Consider the following 17,505-nt stretch of genomic DNA (forward strand, 5'->3'; position numbering starts at 1 on the left):
GTTGGTGCGTGGCGCGGGTATGTGTGGTGGGCAGCGTGAACATGGACCTGGTTTTCGCCGTGCAGGTACTGCCGGCACCCGGTGCGACGGTGCTGGCCTCGTCGATGGTCCGGGCCCCCGGCGGCAAAGGCGGTAACCAGGCGGTGGCCGCGGCCCGCGCCGGCGCCGATGTCGTGCTGGTGGCCGCGGTCGGCGAGGACGACACGGGGGCGGCGCTTCGGGCCCATCTGGAAGCCAACAAGGTGGACGTCAGCGGCGTCGTCGCGCTACCGATGCCCAGCGGCACGGCGAGCATCGTGGTGGATGCGCACGCGGAGAACGTGATCGTGGTGGCGCCGGGGGCCAATCGGCATCTCAGCCTGAGCTCGCCGCATCTGCGCGATCTGGTCGCCGGCTGTGAGGTGCTGCTGATGCAGTTGGAGATCCCCGGCGAGACGGCGCTCGCCGCGGCCCGGATCGCGCGGGACGCCGGGGCGACGGTTGTGCTCAATGCCTCCCCGGTGGGCGCTGATCCGGGCATCCTGGCGCAGCTGGCCGAGGTCACCGACGTCGTCATCGTCAACGAATCCGAGGCGAAACGCTGGAATTGGCCGGTGCCACATCTGGTCACCACACTCGGCGCCCGCGGGGCCACCCACCGCAGCGCCGACGGCGAGATCGCCGTCGCGGCCCCGGACGTGGAGGCCGTGGACACCACCGGAGCCGGCGATGTGTTCGCGGGCGTGCTGGCCGCCGGTTGGGCGGGCGGCCCATCGCACGCGTTGCGGCGCGCCTGCGCGGCGGGCGCGCTGGCCACGCTGGTGCCGGGCGCCGGCGATTGCGCCCCGGACGACGAGGCAATCGAGGACGCGCTCGGCTGAAACGGCGTTCAACTGGAACGTCAACAGTTGCCGTTATAGTCGGCTGCCATGACAGCACGACCGCCCGAGGGCGACTGGCTCGGTACCCCGTTCCTGACGTTCGAGCGCCACGGCCCGTTCGGGGTGGTGCGCCTGGACCGGCCCGAGGCGCGCAACGCCATGACCCCGGCAATGTACTTCGGCATCCGGTACGCGGTCAGCCTCGTAGACACCGATCCCGATCTGGCCGGCCTGTTGATCACGGGCACCGGTGATGTGTTCGCCCCGGGCGGTGATCTGGGCGGCGGTGACGGCACCGACGACTGGATGCCGTGGGGCTCGGCACTGTCGATGGACGTGACGCCGTTCGAGACGCTGCGCCAGTCGGTCAAGCCGGTGGTGTCGGCGGTCAACGGTCTCGCCCAGGGCGGGGGTATGCAGATCGCGCTGTGCAGCGATATGGCGGTGGTCAGCGAACGCGCGACCTTCCGGGTGCCCGAACTGTTCCGCGGCATCGCCGACACCTACTACAGCCAGATGCTGGCCCGGCTGATCGGCCCGGTGCGCACCCGCGACCTGATGTTCACCGGCCGGGTCCTGACCGCCGCCGAGGCCCTCGACTGGGGCCTGGTGACCAGGGTGGTAGCCCATGACGATCTGCTCGCCGAGGCGAAAGAGGTTCTGGCACAGGTCTGCCGGACCGCACCGGCCGCCCGGTCGGTGATCAAGTCGAGCCTGGACAACTACCTGGGCCTGTTCGACCGCATCGGCATGAAGGCCAGCTACAGCGGACCCGAGGCCCGGCAGGGCTTCGTGGCGTTCAAGGAGCGCCGCTCGCCGGACTGGGTGCACCCCGACCTACGGATCGACGGCCGGCTCTAGAACCTGCTCCCCGTCGGTCGAACGTATCAAGATCAGCCGAACGGAGCGACACGTCGATATCGCCGCCTAATATCTGATCTTGAAATGGACAACCACAAGCAGAGGGCGGTTTCGCGGGGGCTTTTCATCGTCACCGCCATCGTGACAGCCCTCTATCTCCCGCTGGCGCTGAACTACACGTGGCCGCTCTTCGACTCGGGCGTGTCGCGCTGGCAGGACGTCGTGAACACGTTCCTCAACGGCCGTGAGTACGCCGTGGACGAGGGATCGGTCCAATCAGTCCGGGACGCCGCCTACGCCGAGCACCGGGTGGTGCTGCTGGTGCACACCACGTTGGGCGCATTGGCATTGGCGCTGGCCCTGTTTCAGTTCTCGTCCCGGCTGCGGGAGCGCCGGCCCGCGGTCCATCGCTGGATCGGCCGGGCCTACCTCGCGCTGATGTCGGTCAGCATGCTCACCGCCCTGATATTCCTCTACGCCACCCCGCCGGCCGAGCATTTCATCGGGCCCGCGTTCGAGACTCAGCTACGGGCACTGGCGATAGCCACCTTCGCCAGCGCGTGGTACGCGGTGTACGCGATCCGCACCCGCGATGTCGTCACCCACCGGGCCTGGATGACCTACAGCATCGCCTTCATGTTGACCGCACCGCTGCTGCGGTTCATCTGGATCGGGATACAGCCTCTGATCCCGCAACACGACCTGCTGACCAACATCGGTGTGGCCTCCCTGATTCTTGGTGTCGTCGCGCCGGGCGCCGCGGCAGCGGCGTTCATGGTCTCCCAGCGGCCCCTTCCCGACGATGTGGCCACACCGGTGCCGGCATGGCGGTATGGCGCCGCGGTGGCGGTGGCGGTGGCGGGCTCGCTCACCTACACCGCCATGACGCTGCGATTGCCCGAACCGATACCGCACACTCTGGTGGCGTTCCACCTGGTGCCACTCTGGATCGCCATCGCGCTGGCCGCGGTCGGCGTGGCCCGCTCCCGCAACCGGGGTGACACGGCCCGGGAACGGCAATGGCGATGGCTGCTCTGGGGGTTCACCGCAGCCCCGGTGTCGGTGACCCTGTTCTCGCTGATCGTGCCACCCGCCTTCACCGCTGCCGACGCGATCATCGCCGGCGGCATGGACGGTGCCGGCATCCCGATCACCATCTGCTTCGGGGTGGTGGTCCACGCCGCCGCCCGCGCACGCGCCGACGAGCCCAACCAGCCTCGCCGGTCCACAGCCGAAACACCATCAGCCGTGTGAGCTTTGGCTAGTCCTCCGGGATGTGCCGCTCGATCTCGTGAAGCCAGATCCGGGCGGACATGTCCGAGGGCGCACGCCAGTCACCGCGTGGCGAGAGCGCCCCGCCGGCCGAGACCTTGGGGCCGTTGGGCAGTGCCGATCGTTTGAACTGGGAGAACGAGTAGTAGCGCTGCGCGAACACCGTCAGCCAGCGCCGGATCTCCTTGAGCGAGTACTGCGGCCGCTTGTCCAGCGGGTACCCCAGCGGCCAGTGCCCACGCTCGGCGTCATGCCAGGCATGCCAGGCCAGGAATGCCACCTTTGCCGGACCGAACCCGTAGCGCAGCACCTGGAACAGCGAAAAATCCTGCAGCACATAGGGGCCCACCTTGGCCTCGCTGCTCTGGATCTCTTCGTCCTCGCCCGCGGGCACCAGCTCCGGGGTGATCTCGGTGTCGAGTACCGACTGCAGCACGTCGTCGACGGCGTCCTCGAACTGACCCGATGAGATGACCCACCGAATCAGGTGCTGGATCAACGTCTTCGGCACACCACCGTTGACGTTGTAGTGCGACATCTGGTCACCTACACCGTAGGTGGACCAGCCCAGCGCCAGCTCGGAGAGATCTCCGGTGCCCAGCACGATGCCGCCGCGCTGGTTGGCCAGCCGGAACAGGTAGTCGGTGCGCAGCCCGGCCTGCACGTTCTCGAAGGTGACGTCGTAGACCTTCTCGCCGCGGCCGAATGGGTGATCCATCTCGGTGAGCATCAGCTGCGCGGTCTCGCGGATGTCGATCTCGGCGAACGTCACGCCGAGCGCCCGGCTCAACGCGATGGCGTTGCCCTTGGTGCGATCGCCGGTCGCGAACCCCGGCATGGTGAACGCGAGAATGTCGCTGCGGGGCCGGCCTTCCCGGTCCATCGCGCGGGCGGCGACGATGAGGGCGTGGGTGGAGTCCAGACCCCCGGAGACCCCGATGACGACCTTCGGGAAGTTCAGTGCCCGCAGCCGCTGTTCCAGCCCGGAGACCTGGATGCTGTAGGCCTCGTAGCAGTCCTGTTGCAGCCGAGTGGCATCCGAGGGCACGAACGGGAAGCGCTCGACCAGCCGGCGCAGCCCGATGTCGCCACTCGGCGGATCGAGAGTGAACTCGATGGTGCGGAAGGCATCGCCGGCCACGCGGTAGTGCCGGGCGTTGTCGTCGAAGCTGCCCATCCGCAGTCGTTCGGCGCGCAGTAACCCGGTGTCCACATCGGCGACACTGCGTCGCTCCCCTTTCGGGAAGCGCTCGGACTCGGCGAGCAGTACCCCGTTCTCGTAGATCATCGTCTGACCGTCCCAGGACAGATCGGTGGTCGACTCGCCCTCGCCGGCAGCGGCGTAGACATAGGCAGCCAGGCATCGCGATGATGCCGAGCGGGCCAGCAGCTTGCGGTCGTCTGCCCGGCCGATGGTGATCGGACTGCCGGACAGGTTCGCCAGCACCGTGGCGCCGGCCAGCGCCGCCTGCGCGCTGGGCGGCACCGGAACCCACATGTCCTCGCAGATCTCGACGTGCAGCACGAAGTCGGGCAGATCGGTGGCGGCGAACAGCAGGTTGGGCCCGAAGGGCACGTCCACCCCGTTGAGCCGGATCATCCCGTCGATATCGTCACCGGCGGCGAGCTGGCGCTTCTCGTAGAACTCCCGGTAGTTCGGCAGGTAGGACTTCGGAATCACCCCGAGAACCGCGCCGCGGTGGATCACCACGGCCGTGTTGTACACCCGGTTGCGGTGCCGCAGCGGTGCACCGATGACCAGCACGGGCAGCAGGCCTGCGGACGCGTCGACCACGGTGGCCAGCGACTCTTCCACCGCGTCGAGCAGGGTGTCCTGGAGCAGGATGTCCTCGATCGAGTATCCGCTCAGCGTCAGTTCCGGGAACACCGCCAGCCCGACGGCCTCGTCGTGGCATTCCCGGGCCAGCCGCAGCACCGATTCGGCGTTGGCAGCGGGATCGGCCAGCGTGGTGTGGTGGGTGCAGGCGGCCACCCGCACGAACCCGTGTCGGTAGGCGGAGTAGAAGTCCACCCGGTCATTCTGGCATCAGACGCAAACACCCCATGTCAGGTCAGGCCGAGCGCCGCCACTCCGCGATGACCGAGGCCAACCCGTCGGCCAGGATCGGCAGCTGCGGCACCAACGTCGCGCAGCTGATGAACTGCAGGGCACGGGCGGTGTCCATGAGACGCTGCACCGCCGCGTCGGTGGGTCGCAGCCCGAGCCGCACGGCGGCTTCGTCGTACTCGGCCACCGCCTCGGGGCCCAGCATTGCCAGATCCCATTCGACGGGGCCCAGGGACACGTCCTCGAAGTCGGAGAACCGGATACCACTGGTGGTCCGGATGACGTTGTGCGACGGACCATCTCCCTGCACGGCCTGCACGCTGACACCGGGATGCCGCGCGGCGAACGCGGCCGGATCGCTGAGCACCGCGCGCAGAGAGGCGTACTCGTGGCGGGCCCGGTCGATATCGGCGGCGCTCAGCAGGTCGGATTCCTCGAGGGCGGCGAACATGCCCGGCCCGGCCTCGTTGAACGGGGCGAGGAAAGGCAGCGGTGCACGGTAGCCGGACAGCCCGGCGTGCAGCTCGGCGCTCTTGGCGATGGCCACCCCCGAATAGGGCTCGTGATCGGTGGCCACGTCGGCCAACTCCCAGAACGTCATCGGGAATCCGCCGTGACGCACCGGGGTCCGCGGCACCAGCGGGCTGGGCGGCACCACCGGCACTCCCCGTCCGTCCAGCCAGGCGACCACGTCGAGTTCGCGCTGCTGGCGGGCGTGCTGCAATTCGGGCGTATATCCCTGCGGCAGCACCACCGGGACGCGGGCCACCACCGGGGTCGGGTCCAGGCGCACCACCACCGAGAACACGTCGTGCAGGACGGTCGCGGACTCGGCCTCCAGTCCGAGCGCACGACCGGCCTCCAGTGCCGCCCCCGCGGCGCGCCGGCGGCGGTCGGCAAGCTGATCGGGTGAAAGCCACACCATGGGGTCACCATGCCATGCGTCGATCGGCTGGACGCGCCTATCCTCGGTGGGGTGGATGCTCCCGAACTCATCGCGGCTTTGGCCGGACGCCGGGTGGCGGTCCTCACCGGTGCGGGAATGTCGACCGATTCGGGGATTCCCGATTACCGCGGGCCGGATTCCCCGCCGAGCAACCCCATGACGATCGGCCAGTTCCGCTCCGACCCGGTCTTCCGGCAGCGCTACTGGGCGCGCAACCATCTCGGATGGCGCCACATGGACGACACCGCCCCCAATGCCGGGCACCGCGCGCTGGCACGCATGGAATCTGCCGGTGTGGTGTCGGGATTGATCACCCAGAACGTCGATCTGCTGCACACGAAGGCCGGCAGCCGGCAGGTGGTCAATTTGCACGGCACCTACGCCCAGGTGGTGTGCCTGAACTGCGGGCTCACCATGTCGCGAGAGGCCCTCGCCGACGAGCTGGAAGCACTCAACCCCGGGTTCGCCGAACGCGCCGAGCGGGTCGGCGGTATCGCGGTCGCCCCCGACGCCGATGCCGTGGTGGCCGACACCTCGGACTTCCGGTATCTGGACTGCCCGCGCTGCGGCGGCATGCTCAAGCCCGATATCGTGTACTTCGGCGAGAGTGTCCCCAAAGATCGCGTGCAACAAGCCTTTTCAATGGTCGACGCCGCCGACGCCCTGCTGGTCGCGGGTTCCTCGCTGACGGTGTTCTCCGGCTACCGTTTCGTCCGGCATGCCGCGGCCGCGGGCATGCCGATCGCCATCGTCAACCGCGGTCCGACCCGCGGTGATGGGCTGGCCACCGTCAAGGTCGAGGCCGGCTGCTCGGAGCTGCTGGCCCTGCTCGCCGGCGAGCTCACCGCGCCCGCCGTGCGCTAGAACGTGCAGGGCATCGCGCGGATTGCGTGCACGAAATTGCCCTGCAGATAGGCGGGTTCACCGGCGGCGATATCCGGCAACTGGGTCAGCAGCTCACCGAACAACGCCCGAAGCTGCGTCCGGGCGACATGGGCGCCGAGACAGAAGTGCCGTCCACCACCACCAAAGCCCAGATGCGCGTTCGGTTTCCGGTTGAGGTCGAACCGGTCGGGGCGGTCGAACACCTCGGTGTCCCAGTTGCCCGATGCGTAGAACATGACCACCTTGTCGCCGGCCGCGATCTGCTGACCTCCGAGTTCGACATCGACGGCGGCGGTGCGCCGGAAGGTCATCACCGGGCTGGCCCAGCGCACGAACTCCTCGACCGCGCCGCCGATGCGGTCCTCGAAATCCTCCATCAGCCAGGCCCGCTGGTCGCCGAAGTCGGTCAGCGCCTTCAGCGCGTGACTGCTGGCCTGGCGGGTGGTGTCGTTTCCGGCGACCGCCAGCAGCACGAAGAACGCCGACACCTCGGCGTCGGTCAGCCGGTCACCGTCGACCTCGGCGTGCACCAGCGCACTGATCAGATCGGTGCCCGGGTTCTGCCGGCGGTCGGCGGCCAGCGCCTGCGCCACCTGATGCAGATACATCTGGTTGGTCACCAGCACTTCCAGCGGGTTGCGGCCGTCCAGGTAGATCGGGTCGGCCCAGGACACCAACGCGTCGGCGGCGTGAGCCACCTGCTGGCGCTCTGATGCCGGGATACCCACCATGTCCGAGAGCGTGCGGATCGGCAGCTCCTTGGCGCACTGGTCGACGAAGTCGACCCCGCTGCCCGCGTCCTTGAGCTCCTCGACGATCGCGCGGGCATTGGCCTTGATGGAGGTTTCGATCCGGGCCACCTGTCGCGGCGTGAAGGCCGAGTGCACGAGCTTGCGGATCAGCGTGTGCCGCGGCGCATCCATGGCCAGGAACGACTGCGATGCCTCCAGCAGCTCTTCGGGCACGGTGTCGAACAGCACGCCCTTCCCGGACAAGAACGTCTCGCTGTCGCGACTCACGGCCTGGATGTCGGCATGGCGGGTGACGGCCCAATAGCCGGGATCCTCGGGGTCGGGCATGAGCGTCTCCTCGACGGGCCGATGCCAGCTCACCGGGCGTTGGGCCCGCAGTTGGGCGAACGACCGCTCTCGCTCGGCCGCCGTCGTGGACCAGAAAGCCTTCGACGAGATGTCGATGGGGTCGTAGGAGCGCCGAGCAGTTGTGATCGGTGACACAGTCATGGCTGCGACAATAAGTCTAGACAACGTGTCTAGTCAAGATGGCGCATCGGCCGATACGCTGGGCTCATGGCATCGGTGACCCGCGCGACCCGCAAGCCGCAGGCCAACCGCCAGGAACGCCGCGAACAGATCGAACGCCAACTGCTCGACGCGACCGACCGGCTGATGGCCGACGGCACCAGCTTCACCGAGCTCAGCGTCGACCGGCTCGCCACCGAGGCCGGCATCTCGCGCGCCAGCTTCTACATCTACTTCGAGGACAAGGGCGACCTGCTGCGCCGACTGGCCCGCCAGGTCTTCGGCGACCTGACCGCCGATGCAGCCCAGTGGTGGACGGTCGCCGGCCGCCGGGACCCCGCCGACATCCACTCGGCCATGGCCCGCATCATCGCCAGCTACCGGCGCCACCAACCCGTGCTCATCGCCCTCAACGAAATGGCCGGCTACGACACCCAGGTCGGTGAGACCTATCGGGAGCTGCTCACCGGGATCGGCGCGCAATTCGCCGCCGTCATCGAGGCCGGGCAGGCAGATGGATCCATCCGCGCCACGCTGCCCGCTGCCATCACGGCCAGCAGCCTGGTCTGGATGGTGGAACGGGTCTGCCAGCAGACCCTGCCGACGCAGCCGAGCTCCTATGATGACGAACTGGCCGCGTCACTCACCCAAATCATCAGGGGCGCACTGTACTTGGAAGGGTGAGGCCGGAGAGCTTCAGAACCGCTCCGGGTGCCAGTACACATCCTCGGGTGTGCCCGAGACCGCGTTGTCGACGGCCTGGCGGCCCTGGACGTAGCCGTAGTCCTGGTTCGACGACTCGTATCGCCACCCTCCGAAACGGCCCCGGCTGTAAATGCCGTGTGCGCGCAACCGTTCGTCGGCAGCACGCAGCAGTCGATCACGGCCCAGTGTGGGCACCGGATAGCCGAACTCGAGGGTGTCGGCGAAACGGCTGACCACCCGTGCCGGGTCGGCGCCGAGGCGCTGCAGTGAGCGCTGCACACCCTCGACCGCGTCCGGCGCCGATATCGGGTCGCCGGCGAAAACCGGTACCTCGCAGAGGATGTTCCACCGGCCGGGTCCGGCATTGGCCGGGTCGTAATTGCTCAGCATCGTCGCGCGGTACCAGGGCACGGATTCCGCCGGGCAGTACAGCCAGGTCTTGTCCGCCAGCGTCGCCGGTGGTTCCCCGTCATAGCCCAGTCCGACCGCGTGGACCCGGCTGGCGCGCAGGGTCTGCGCCGGCTCGGACCAGCCGATCCAGCTCAGCGCGGTGGTGACCGGGGCGGTACTGATGCAGAACCGGAAACCCACCGTGCTGCCGTCATCGAGATGCGCCTCCCGGGCAGCGGTATCGACGCCGAGCACCCGGGTACGCAGCCGGACCGAACCCGGCGTCATCAACCGGTCGTGTACCGCCTGCCACAGCGCGCCGGTTCCCCCGACCGGATACGGAAACGTCGATGCCGGGGGCGGTGGGCCGCCGGCCAACCCGAGCACCGGGACATTGCGCGCGGTGCTTCCGCTGCGCAGCGAGGTCCATTCGTGGTCGACGTCCTCCAGCGGCAGCGTCCACATCTTGCGGTTGTAGGGCTCGAAGAACTCGTCGTAGAGGCGGCGACCGAAGTTGTTGCGGTAGTAGTCGGCCAGATGGGCGACCGGGGCGTCGGGGTCCAGATCGAGAGGCAGCTCGGTGAGCTGCTGCTGAATGGGCGTGGGCACCAGGCTCTGCGGACCGTCGCCGCACAGCCACACCCAGCCGTTGCGGGTGACGTGGTTCAGGGCGACTCCGCTGGCCTCGACGGCGCGGTCGAAGTCGGCGAAGTGACTGTGCAGTACATGACCACCCAGATCCCAGGTGAAACCGGCGTCGTCGGTCACTGAGGCGGACATACCGCCCAGCCGTTCCCCGGCGTCCACCACGAGGTGATCGATGCCGAGTTCGGTGAGGCGGACTGCGGCGCCGATGCCGGTGGTGCCGGCGCCTACTACGAGAAACGTTGGCACAGCTTAGAAGTCGACGACCTGGCGGATCGGTTCGAAACCCTCGGCGAACGGGCGCCTGCACAGGAATCCGTAATGCTCGGCCGAGCTGCGCACCCAGGAAGCGCTGACCTTCTCACTGGCTTCTGCCTGCGAGACATGGCACATCAGCGCCTCGATCTTCTTGTCGAGGGAATCGGAGATGTCGATGAACGAGGTGGGGTTGAAGCTGACCGCCGACGGACCGCCGTAGGCCATGATGGTCGACACCCAGCGCGCGGCGCCCATGGTGCAGCGCGAGACGACCCGATGATCCTGATGGCTGTCATTGGCCATGTGGGTGTAGATGACGGTGGCCGAAACCTGCTCGATCGCGTCCTCGATGAGGTGCACGAGTTCGAACTCCTGCAGCGACACCCGACAATCCAGGAATCCCTCGCCCCACAGCAAGGTGTCCACGCCCAGCACATCGACGGCGGCAAGCTGCTCGGAAACACGCTGGGCCGACCGGCCCGGGCCCTCCTCGCCGCGGGTGACCACCAGCATGGCGACCTTGTCACCGGCCGCGACATGTTTAGCCAAGGCACCCCCGCAGCCAAGCTCGATATCGTCGGGGTGGGCCCCCACCGCGAGTACCGATCGACGCGTCATGCCCCTGCTTCCCCTTTGCTGACACCGAATTGATTCGGAGCATACCGCGTTGTTCCGCGCGGTGTCGGCATTAGCTCGCAACGGCGTCATGCAGGGGCGTTGTATTCATGATCAGCGACAACGCGGCCCGACCGAAAAGGTGCAGGCAACGCTGCATTTGCATGCGACAAATTTGCCAACCGGTATTAGCTGATTTTCACAGGTACCTGTGAAATGCCGATACCGGCGGTTTTGCCTCAGGTGGCGACGAGATCGTCCGCGTGCACGGCGGGACGTCGCAGTTCCGGTGGCAGATCGCGGGTGGACCGGCCGATCATCGCGACCAGTTCGGCCGCGTCGTAGGCCACCACGCCACGGGCGACCGTCTCTCCGTCGGGCCCGCGCAGTTCGACGACGTCATCGCCGTGAAATTTGCCGGACACCGCCGTGATACCGGCAGGCAACAGCGATCGCCTGCCGCCGACGACCGCGCGGACCGCGCCTTCGTCCAACGTCAGTGCGCCACTGGCCTCGGCCGCGTAGCGCACCCAGAACCGCCGCGCCGACATGCGTTCGGGGCGCGGCGCGAAGACCGTGCCCACCGACGCATCGTCGAGAGCGGCCGCGGCATCGGCTGCGGCCGCCAGCAGGACCGGCACCCCGGCGTCCGCCGCGAGCAGAGCCGAGGACAGCTTCGAGGCCATTCCCCCGGTGCCCAGACTGCTCCCCCGCCCGGCGATCACACCGTCGAGGTCACCGTCGGCAGCGACCTCCGGAATGAACCGGGCCGGCTTGTCGGCCGTGGCCTTTCGCGGATCGCCGTCGTAGAGACCGTCGATATCGGAGAGCAGCACCAGCGCGTCGGCTCCGATCAGGTGCGCCACCAATGCCGAGAGTCGGTCATTGTCGCCGAACCGGATCTCGTTGGTGGCCACCGTGTCGTTCTCGTTGACGATCGCGACCGCGTGCAAGGCACGCAGCCGGTCCAGGGTGCGCTGAGCGTTGTTGTGCTGCACCCGCATCGCGATGTCATGTGCGGTCAGCAGAACCTGTCCGACGGTCCGCTCATAGCGTGCGAACGCCGCACTCCACGCATTGACCAGCGCCACCTGCCCGACGCTGGCGGCGGCCTGCTTGGTCGCCAGATCGGTGGGTCGCCTGCTCAATCCGAGCGGTTCGATGCCGGCGGCGATAGCACCCGAGGACACGATCACGACATCCGAGCCGGCCTTCATCCGGCCTTCGATGGCCTCGACCAGTCCGGCCAGCCGTCCCGCGTCGAACACGCCGGAGGGCGTGGTCAGCGCGGTGGTGCCGATCTTGACGACGACACTGCGCGCCGTGCGGACCGCCTCCCGGTGCAGGCTCACGACTCGTCCACGTCGGGGAGACGACGCTCCCGGCGGGCAACCTTACGTTCGGCCGCACCGATGCGGTCGGTCTGTTCCAGGCGCAGATCGGTTCCGCGGCCGGACATCTGGGTATCGATACCGGCCAGGGTCTGCGGCTCCCAGTCGAAGGTGACATCACCGATGGTGACCGCACACCCGGGCTTGGCGCCCTGCTTGAGCAGCGCATCCTCGACGCCGAGCCGGGCGAGCCGATCCCCGAGGTAACCGACAGCCTCGTCGTTGTCGAACTGGGTCTGGTTGATCCAACGCTCCGGACGGGTGCCGCGCACCACGAAACCGCCCTGGCCGTCCGGGGTCACGGTGAAACCGGTCTCGTCGACCGCGATCGGGCGGATCACGGGGCGGCGCGGTGTCACCTCGGGCTGGGCGGCGCGGTAGGCGGCCACCATGTCCCACAATGCGAAGATCAACGGGCGCAAGCCATCCCGGCTCACCGTCGAGATCTCCAGCACCGGCCAGCCGAACTTCTCGGCGACCTCGTCGCGAACGAACTCGGCCAGTTCACGGGCGTCGGGAACATCGATCTTGTTGAGCACCACGGCACGCGGACGGTCGGCGAGATCTCCGAGCGTCGAGTCACCCTGCAGGGTCGGCTGATAGGCGGCCAACTCGGCTTCCAGGGCCTCGATATCGGAGATCGGGTCGCGGCCGGGTTCCATGGTGGCGCAGTCGACGACATGGACCAGCACCGCGCACCGTTCCAGGTGGCGCAGGAAATCCAGGCCGAGACCGCGACCGGCCGAAGCGCCGGGGATCAGGCCGGGCACATCGGCGACGGTGAAGGTGTGGTCACCGGCGGACACCACGCCCAGATTGGGCACCAGGGTGGTGAACGGGTAGTCGGCGATCTTGGGTTTGGCCGCCGAGATGGTGGATACCAGCGAGGATTTACCCGCCGACGGGAACCCGACCAGACCGACATCGGCGACGGTCTTGAGTTCCAGGGTCAGATCGCGGGCCTGGCCCTTCTCGCCGAGCAGGGCGAAACCGGGGGCCTTGCGGGCCCGCGAGGCCAGTGCCGCGTTGCCCAGGCCACCACGACCACCGGCCACGGCTTCGAACCGGGTACCCGCACCCACGAGGTCGGCGATCATCCGGCCGTCCTCGTCGAGGATCACGGTGCCGTCGGGAACCCTGACCTCGAGGTCCGCGCCGCTGGCGCCTTCACGGTTACTACCGGCGCCGGGCTTACCCGAGGTGGCGACCACATGCGGATGAAAGTGGAAGTCCAGCAAGGTGTGCACCTGCGGGTCCACCACCAGCACGATGGAGCCACCGCGGCCGCCGTTGCCGCCGTCGGGACCGCCGAGGGGTTTGAACTTCTCGCGGTGCACCGAGGCACAGCCGTTACCGCCGTTGCCGGCCTGCGCATGGATGACCACGCGATCGACGAAACGGGGCATGGGATAAGTCCTTCCGAAAAACGAAAGCTGCTGCGAGTCTTGTCTAGAGAACCCGCAGCAGCTTCACGTTCGCAGAAAGTCCTCGGGTTATCAGGCTTCCGAGCGCACGAGACGGACGATGTTGACCGTCCGGCGGCCGCGCTTGGCGCCGAATTCCACGACGCCGGGCGCCGTGGCAAACAGGGTGTCGTCGCCACCGCGGCCGACGTTCACGCCCGGGTGGAAGTGGGTGCCGCGCTGGCGGACCAGGATCTCGCCGGCCTTGACGACCTGGCCGCCGAAACGCTTGACGCCAAGCCGCTGGGCATTGGAGTCGCGACCGTTGCGTGAGCTGGAAGCGCCCTTCTTATGTGCCATGTCTGTTCGCTCCCGTTCCTACTTGATTCCGGTGACCTTGAGCACCGTCAGCTGCTGACGGTGGCCCTGGCGCTTGTGATAGCCGGTCTTGTTCTTGAACTTGTGGATACGGATCTTGGGGCCCTTGGTGTGCTCCAGGATCTCGCCGGTGACAGCGACCTTGGCCAGATCGTCGGCCGAGGTGGTGACATTGGCGCCGTTGACGACGAGAGCAACCGGCAGAGAGACCGACGAGCCGGGCTCGGACTCGATCTTCTCGACCTTGACAATGTCCCCGACGGCGACCTTGTACTGCTTGCCGCCAGTCTTGACGACTGCGTACGTGGCGTTATCGGCTGCCATCGTGGATCTACCTCTGCTTCGTTCGTCTGGGCGCGCGCAAATTGGGACATGCACGTGCGGGTCTTGGGTGCGGGCCGAGCCAGCAGTTGCGGCTGCAAGCCCCGCGACAACTGGTCAAGGGTACGTGACCAGCGGGTAGAGGGTCAAACCGCCTGTTCGATCCCGTCTAACCGGCCGGTGGGCCTGCCGGTCGGGCCGCCGCCCGCCTGCGGACCCGACCCCTGGGGGCCGCGACAGGGGGCTCGTAGGCCGCCGATTCGTCGTCCTCGGAGTCGTCATCCTCATCGGTGTCGTCCTCGTCAGAATCATCGTCATCCTCGTCTTCGGAATCGTCCTCGTCGGAGTCATCCTCGTCGTCGGAATCGTCGTCGTCGGAATCGTCGTCGAGAACCTCGATCTCGTCGTCGTCCTCTTCGTCATCGTCGTCGTCGAGGTCGAGATCGTCCTCATCGGACTCGTCATCGTCCGAATCGTCGTCGTCGGAGTCGTCGTCAGGCTCCTCGAAGCCGGCACCGATGGCCGGTTCCTCGGTTTCGGCGCCGTCCACGGTCGGCTCGTCGGAATCGCCGGTCTCATCGTCGACGTCCACGGTGGCGTCGTCGTCCGGTCCGTGCAGGCCGGCCGCCATCGCCTTGAACATCGGGTGCTCACCGGCCGCGTGGGCCGGCACCTTCGCCATCTGGATGTCTTCGGCGACCTCTTCTGGCTTGGCCGCCTTCTTGCCCCGCTTACTGCGTCGGCTGTTACCGGAGCCAGGCTCGGACTTACGCCCGCCGCCGCCCCCGGACGGTGCCGCCGAGTCCACCGGATCGGCGTGCAGATGGATGCCGCGGCCCGCGCAGTGCGTGCAGGTCGTGGAGAACGCCTCGATCAGGCCGGTGCCGAGCTTCTTACGGGTCAGCTGCACCAAGCCGAGCGAGGTCACCTCCGACACCTGATGGCGGGTGCGGTCCCGCGCCAGCGCCTCGGTCAGCCGGCGCAGCACCAGGTCGCGGTTGGACTCCAGCACCATGTCGATGAAGTCGATGACGATGATCCCGCCGATATCGCGCAGCCGCAGCTGGCGCACCGTCTCCTCGGCGGCCTCGAGATTGTTCTTGGTGACCGTCTGCTCGAGGTTGCCGCCGGAGCCGGTGAACTTGCCGGTGTTGACGTCGACGACAGTCATCGCCTCGGTGCGATCGATGACCAGGGTGCCGCCCGAGGGCAGCCACACCTTGCGGTCCATCGCCTTGGCCAGCTGTTCGTCGATGCGGTGCACCGCGAACACGTCGGGGCCGTCCGGCGCGCTGGGCTCATACTTCGTCATCCGCGGAACCAGCTCCGGTGCAACGGAACTGACGTAGTTGCTGATGGTGTTCCAGGCATCCTCACCGGACACGATGAGGCCGGAGAAGTCCTCGTTGAACAGGTCGCGGATGACCTTGACCAGGACATCGGGCTCTTCGTAGAGCGCGATCGCGGCGCCGGCCTTCTTCTTGGTGACCTCGGCGGCGTTGGCCTCGATCTGCCCCCAGCGCTCCTGCAACCGGTTCACGTCGGAACGGATGTCGTCTTCCTTGACGCCCTCCGACGCGGTGCGGATGATCACGCCGGCACCGGCCGGGACGACCTCGCGCAGGATCTCCTTGAGGCGCTGCCGCTCGGTGTCGGGCAGCTTGCGGCTGATACCGGTGGATGACGCACCCGGTACGTACACCAGGTAGCGACCGGCCAACGAGACCTGCGTGGTGAGCCGGGCGCCCTTGTGACCGACCGGGTCCTTGCTGACCTGGACGACGACGTAGTCGCCGGGCTTGAGGGCCTGTTCGATCTTGCGCTGGGCACCGCCGAGACCGGCGGCCTCCCAGTTGACCTCGCCGGCGTAGAGGACGCCGTTGCGCCCGCGGCCGATATCGACGAACGCCGCCTCCATCGAGGGCAGCACGTTCTGCACGATGCCGAGGTAGATGTTGCCGACCAGCGATGCCGAGGCCGCCGAGGTGACGAAGTGTTCGACCACGACGCCGTCCTCGAGGACCGCGATCTGGGTGTAGCGGGCGCCCTCGTGCGGCGGTTCGGTGCGGATCTTGTCGCGCACGATCATGGTGCGCTCGACGGCTTCGCGGCGGGCCAGGAACTCGGCCTCGCTCAGGATCGGCGGACGCCGGCGACCGGCGTCGCGGCCGTCACGGCGGCGCTGGCGCTTGGCCTCCAGTCGGGTGGACCCGGAGATGCCCTGGATCTCGTCGGGGTCGCGGCCGGCCTTCGCCGACTTGGCCCGGGGAGCACGCTCGTGCACGACCGTGTTGGGCGGATCATCGGGTGCGACGGGTTCGTCGGACTCTGCCGCACCCGACTTGCGACGCCGGCGACGGCGCCGGCGACGGCTGCCCGCCTCCGAGCCCGCTCCGTCCTCACCGCCGTCATCATCGGCATCGTTGTCCTCCGAGTCGGCGTCCTCGCCGTCGGTGTCCTCGCCATCTGTGTCCTCGGCGCCGGCCTGATCGGCGCCATCGGTCTCGTCGTCACCGGTGTCGTCGCCGTCCTCGGCGCTCTGCTCACCGCGTCCGCGGCCACGGCCACGGCGGCCCCGACGGCGCCGCCGCGCGGCGGGCCGCTCGGACTGATCATCGTCCCCGGCGTCGTCGCCGTCGGCTTCGTCGGTGTCGTCGTCGGTGTCTTCGGTGTCCTCGACAGCGGGCGCAGGACGCGACTTGAGCGCCGTCACCGGCTGCGGGGCCACGAACAGCGGCAGATAGGGCGCCGGTTCGGCGGACTTTTCGCCGTCCTCGGTGGCTGCGTCGGGGACCGGCGGGGCCTCCAGCAGCAGGCGGGATTCGGGCTCTTCGACGACCGCGGCGGGCTCCGGCTCGGCGGCCGGCGCCTCAGGGGCGGGCGCCTCGGCGGCGGGGGCGTCGGCCGGGGTTTCGGGGACCGGGACCTCGGCCGCGGTTGCGGCGGCTTCGGCGTTGAGCACGTCGCGGACCTGTTCGGCCTGGGCCCGCTCGACGGTCGAGTGCGGGCTGCGGGCACGGCCGTCCAGCTCGGCGAGTGCATCGACGATGCGCTTGCTCGTGGTGCCCAGCACGCGGGCCAGCGAGTGAACTCTCAGCTTCGCCGGCAGTTCTTCGATGCTCTGGGTGTTCTCGGACAGGTCTTGGGTAGGGGCGTCTTCGGCCACAAATTCTCCTCAAGCCCCCGGGCGCGTCGTGATGACGCGGCCACGCGAGGGCTTCCGCTATGGGTCCGGGGAGCTTCTCCCG

General features: G+C 68.2%; 15 protein-coding genes. 5 read left to right on the plus strand and 10 right to left on the minus strand.

What is annotated here, in order from left to right; translation table 11 throughout:
* Nucleotides 1-8: 8 nt before the first annotated feature.
* The 3 genes from C6A86_RS18675 (at nt 9) to C6A86_RS18685 (ending at nt 2,975) form a co-directional block, all read left to right on the plus strand.
* Nucleotides 9-860, plus strand: coding sequence for a ribokinase (locus C6A86_RS18675; protein WP_105364252.1), 852 nt, complete (start codon nt 9-11; stop codon nt 858-860).
* A gap of 48 nt (nt 861-908) precedes the next feature.
* Nucleotides 909-1,721 carry an enoyl-CoA hydratase/isomerase family protein gene (locus C6A86_RS18680; protein WP_105364251.1) on the plus strand — a complete coding sequence of 271 codons (813 nt, stop codon included), beginning with the start codon at nt 909-911 and terminating at the stop codon, nt 1,719-1,721.
* Nucleotides 1,722-1,805: 84 nt separating this feature from the next.
* A complete protein-coding gene (locus tag C6A86_RS18685; protein ID WP_105364250.1) occupies nt 1,806-2,975 on the plus strand; it encodes a DUF2306 domain-containing protein in 1,170 nt (389 codons plus the stop codon).
* Between the two features lie 7 nt (nt 2,976-2,982).
* Here the strand turns inward: C6A86_RS18685 and C6A86_RS18690 are convergent, their stop codons facing one another.
* Both C6A86_RS18690 and C6A86_RS18695 read right to left on the minus strand, forming a co-directional pair.
* A complete protein-coding gene (locus C6A86_RS18690) occupies nt 2,983-5,025 on the minus strand; it encodes an NAD(+) synthase (protein ID WP_105364249.1) in 2,043 nt (680 codons plus the stop codon).
* A 40-nt stretch (nt 5,026-5,065) separates the two neighbouring features.
* Nucleotides 5,066-5,986, minus strand: coding sequence for a phosphotransferase (locus C6A86_RS18695; protein ID WP_105364248.1), 921 nt, complete (start codon nt 5,984-5,986; stop codon nt 5,066-5,068).
* Between the two features lie 51 nt (nt 5,987-6,037).
* On the opposite strand from C6A86_RS18695, the gene C6A86_RS18700 reads away from it, so the two are divergent.
* Complete coding sequence (locus tag C6A86_RS18700; protein WP_105364247.1) at nt 6,038-6,871, plus strand: NAD-dependent protein deacetylase; 834 nt, start codon at nt 6,038-6,040, stop codon at nt 6,869-6,871.
* On the opposite strand, the gene C6A86_RS18705 is transcribed toward C6A86_RS18700, so the two are convergent.
* Nucleotides 6,868-8,133, minus strand: coding sequence for a cytochrome P450 (locus C6A86_RS18705; RefSeq protein WP_105364246.1), 1,266 nt, complete (start codon nt 8,131-8,133; stop codon nt 6,868-6,870). The genes C6A86_RS18700 and C6A86_RS18705 overlap by 4 nt on opposite strands.
* A gap of 75 nt (nt 8,134-8,208) precedes the next feature.
* Between C6A86_RS18705 and C6A86_RS18710 the strand changes: the two genes are divergently transcribed.
* The gene (locus C6A86_RS18710; RefSeq protein WP_105364257.1) at nt 8,209-8,835 is read left to right on the plus strand and encodes a TetR/AcrR family transcriptional regulator; all 627 of its coding nucleotides are present in this window, start codon (nt 8,209-8,211) and stop codon (nt 8,833-8,835) included.
* 12 nt (nt 8,836-8,847) lie between these two features.
* On the opposite strand, the gene C6A86_RS18715 is transcribed toward C6A86_RS18710, so the two are convergent.
* From C6A86_RS18715 to C6A86_RS18745, 7 genes are all read right to left on the minus strand, one after another.
* Nucleotides 8,848-10,140, minus strand: a complete 1,293-nt coding sequence (locus tag C6A86_RS18715) for an NAD(P)/FAD-dependent oxidoreductase (protein WP_105364245.1) — start codon at nt 10,138-10,140, stop codon at nt 8,848-8,850.
* A gap of 3 nt (nt 10,141-10,143) precedes the next feature.
* On the minus strand, nt 10,144-10,767 hold the full coding sequence (locus tag C6A86_RS18720) for a PIG-L deacetylase family protein (RefSeq protein ID WP_105364244.1): 624 nt from the start codon (nt 10,765-10,767) through the stop codon (nt 10,144-10,146).
* A gap of 236 nt (nt 10,768-11,003) precedes the next feature.
* The gene (gene proB / locus C6A86_RS18725; protein ID WP_105364243.1) at nt 11,004-12,116 is read right to left on the minus strand and encodes a glutamate 5-kinase; all 1,113 of its coding nucleotides are present in this window, start codon (nt 12,114-12,116) and stop codon (nt 11,004-11,006) included.
* A complete protein-coding gene (gene obgE, locus C6A86_RS18730) occupies nt 12,113-13,561 on the minus strand; it encodes a GTPase ObgE (RefSeq protein WP_105364242.1) in 1,449 nt (482 codons plus the stop codon). The genes proB and obgE overlap by 4 nt, the downstream gene beginning before the upstream one ends.
* A gap of 90 nt (nt 13,562-13,651) precedes the next feature.
* Complete coding sequence (gene rpmA / locus C6A86_RS18735; RefSeq protein ID WP_105364241.1) at nt 13,652-13,918, minus strand: 50S ribosomal protein L27; 267 nt, start codon at nt 13,916-13,918, stop codon at nt 13,652-13,654.
* Between the two features lie 18 nt (nt 13,919-13,936).
* Nucleotides 13,937-14,260, minus strand: a complete 324-nt coding sequence (rplU, locus tag C6A86_RS18740; RefSeq protein ID WP_105364240.1) for a 50S ribosomal protein L21 — start codon at nt 14,258-14,260, stop codon at nt 13,937-13,939.
* 166 nt (nt 14,261-14,426) lie between these two features.
* The gene (locus tag C6A86_RS18745; protein WP_105364239.1) at nt 14,427-17,423 is read right to left on the minus strand and encodes a translation initiation factor IF-2 N-terminal domain-containing protein; all 2,997 of its coding nucleotides are present in this window, start codon (nt 17,421-17,423) and stop codon (nt 14,427-14,429) included.
* Nucleotides 17,424-17,505: the final 82 nt, after the last annotated feature.

Source organism: Mycobacterium sp. ITM-2016-00316 (assembly GCF_002968335.2).
Taxonomy (GTDB): Bacteria; Actinomycetota; Actinomycetes; order Mycobacteriales; family Mycobacteriaceae; genus Mycobacterium.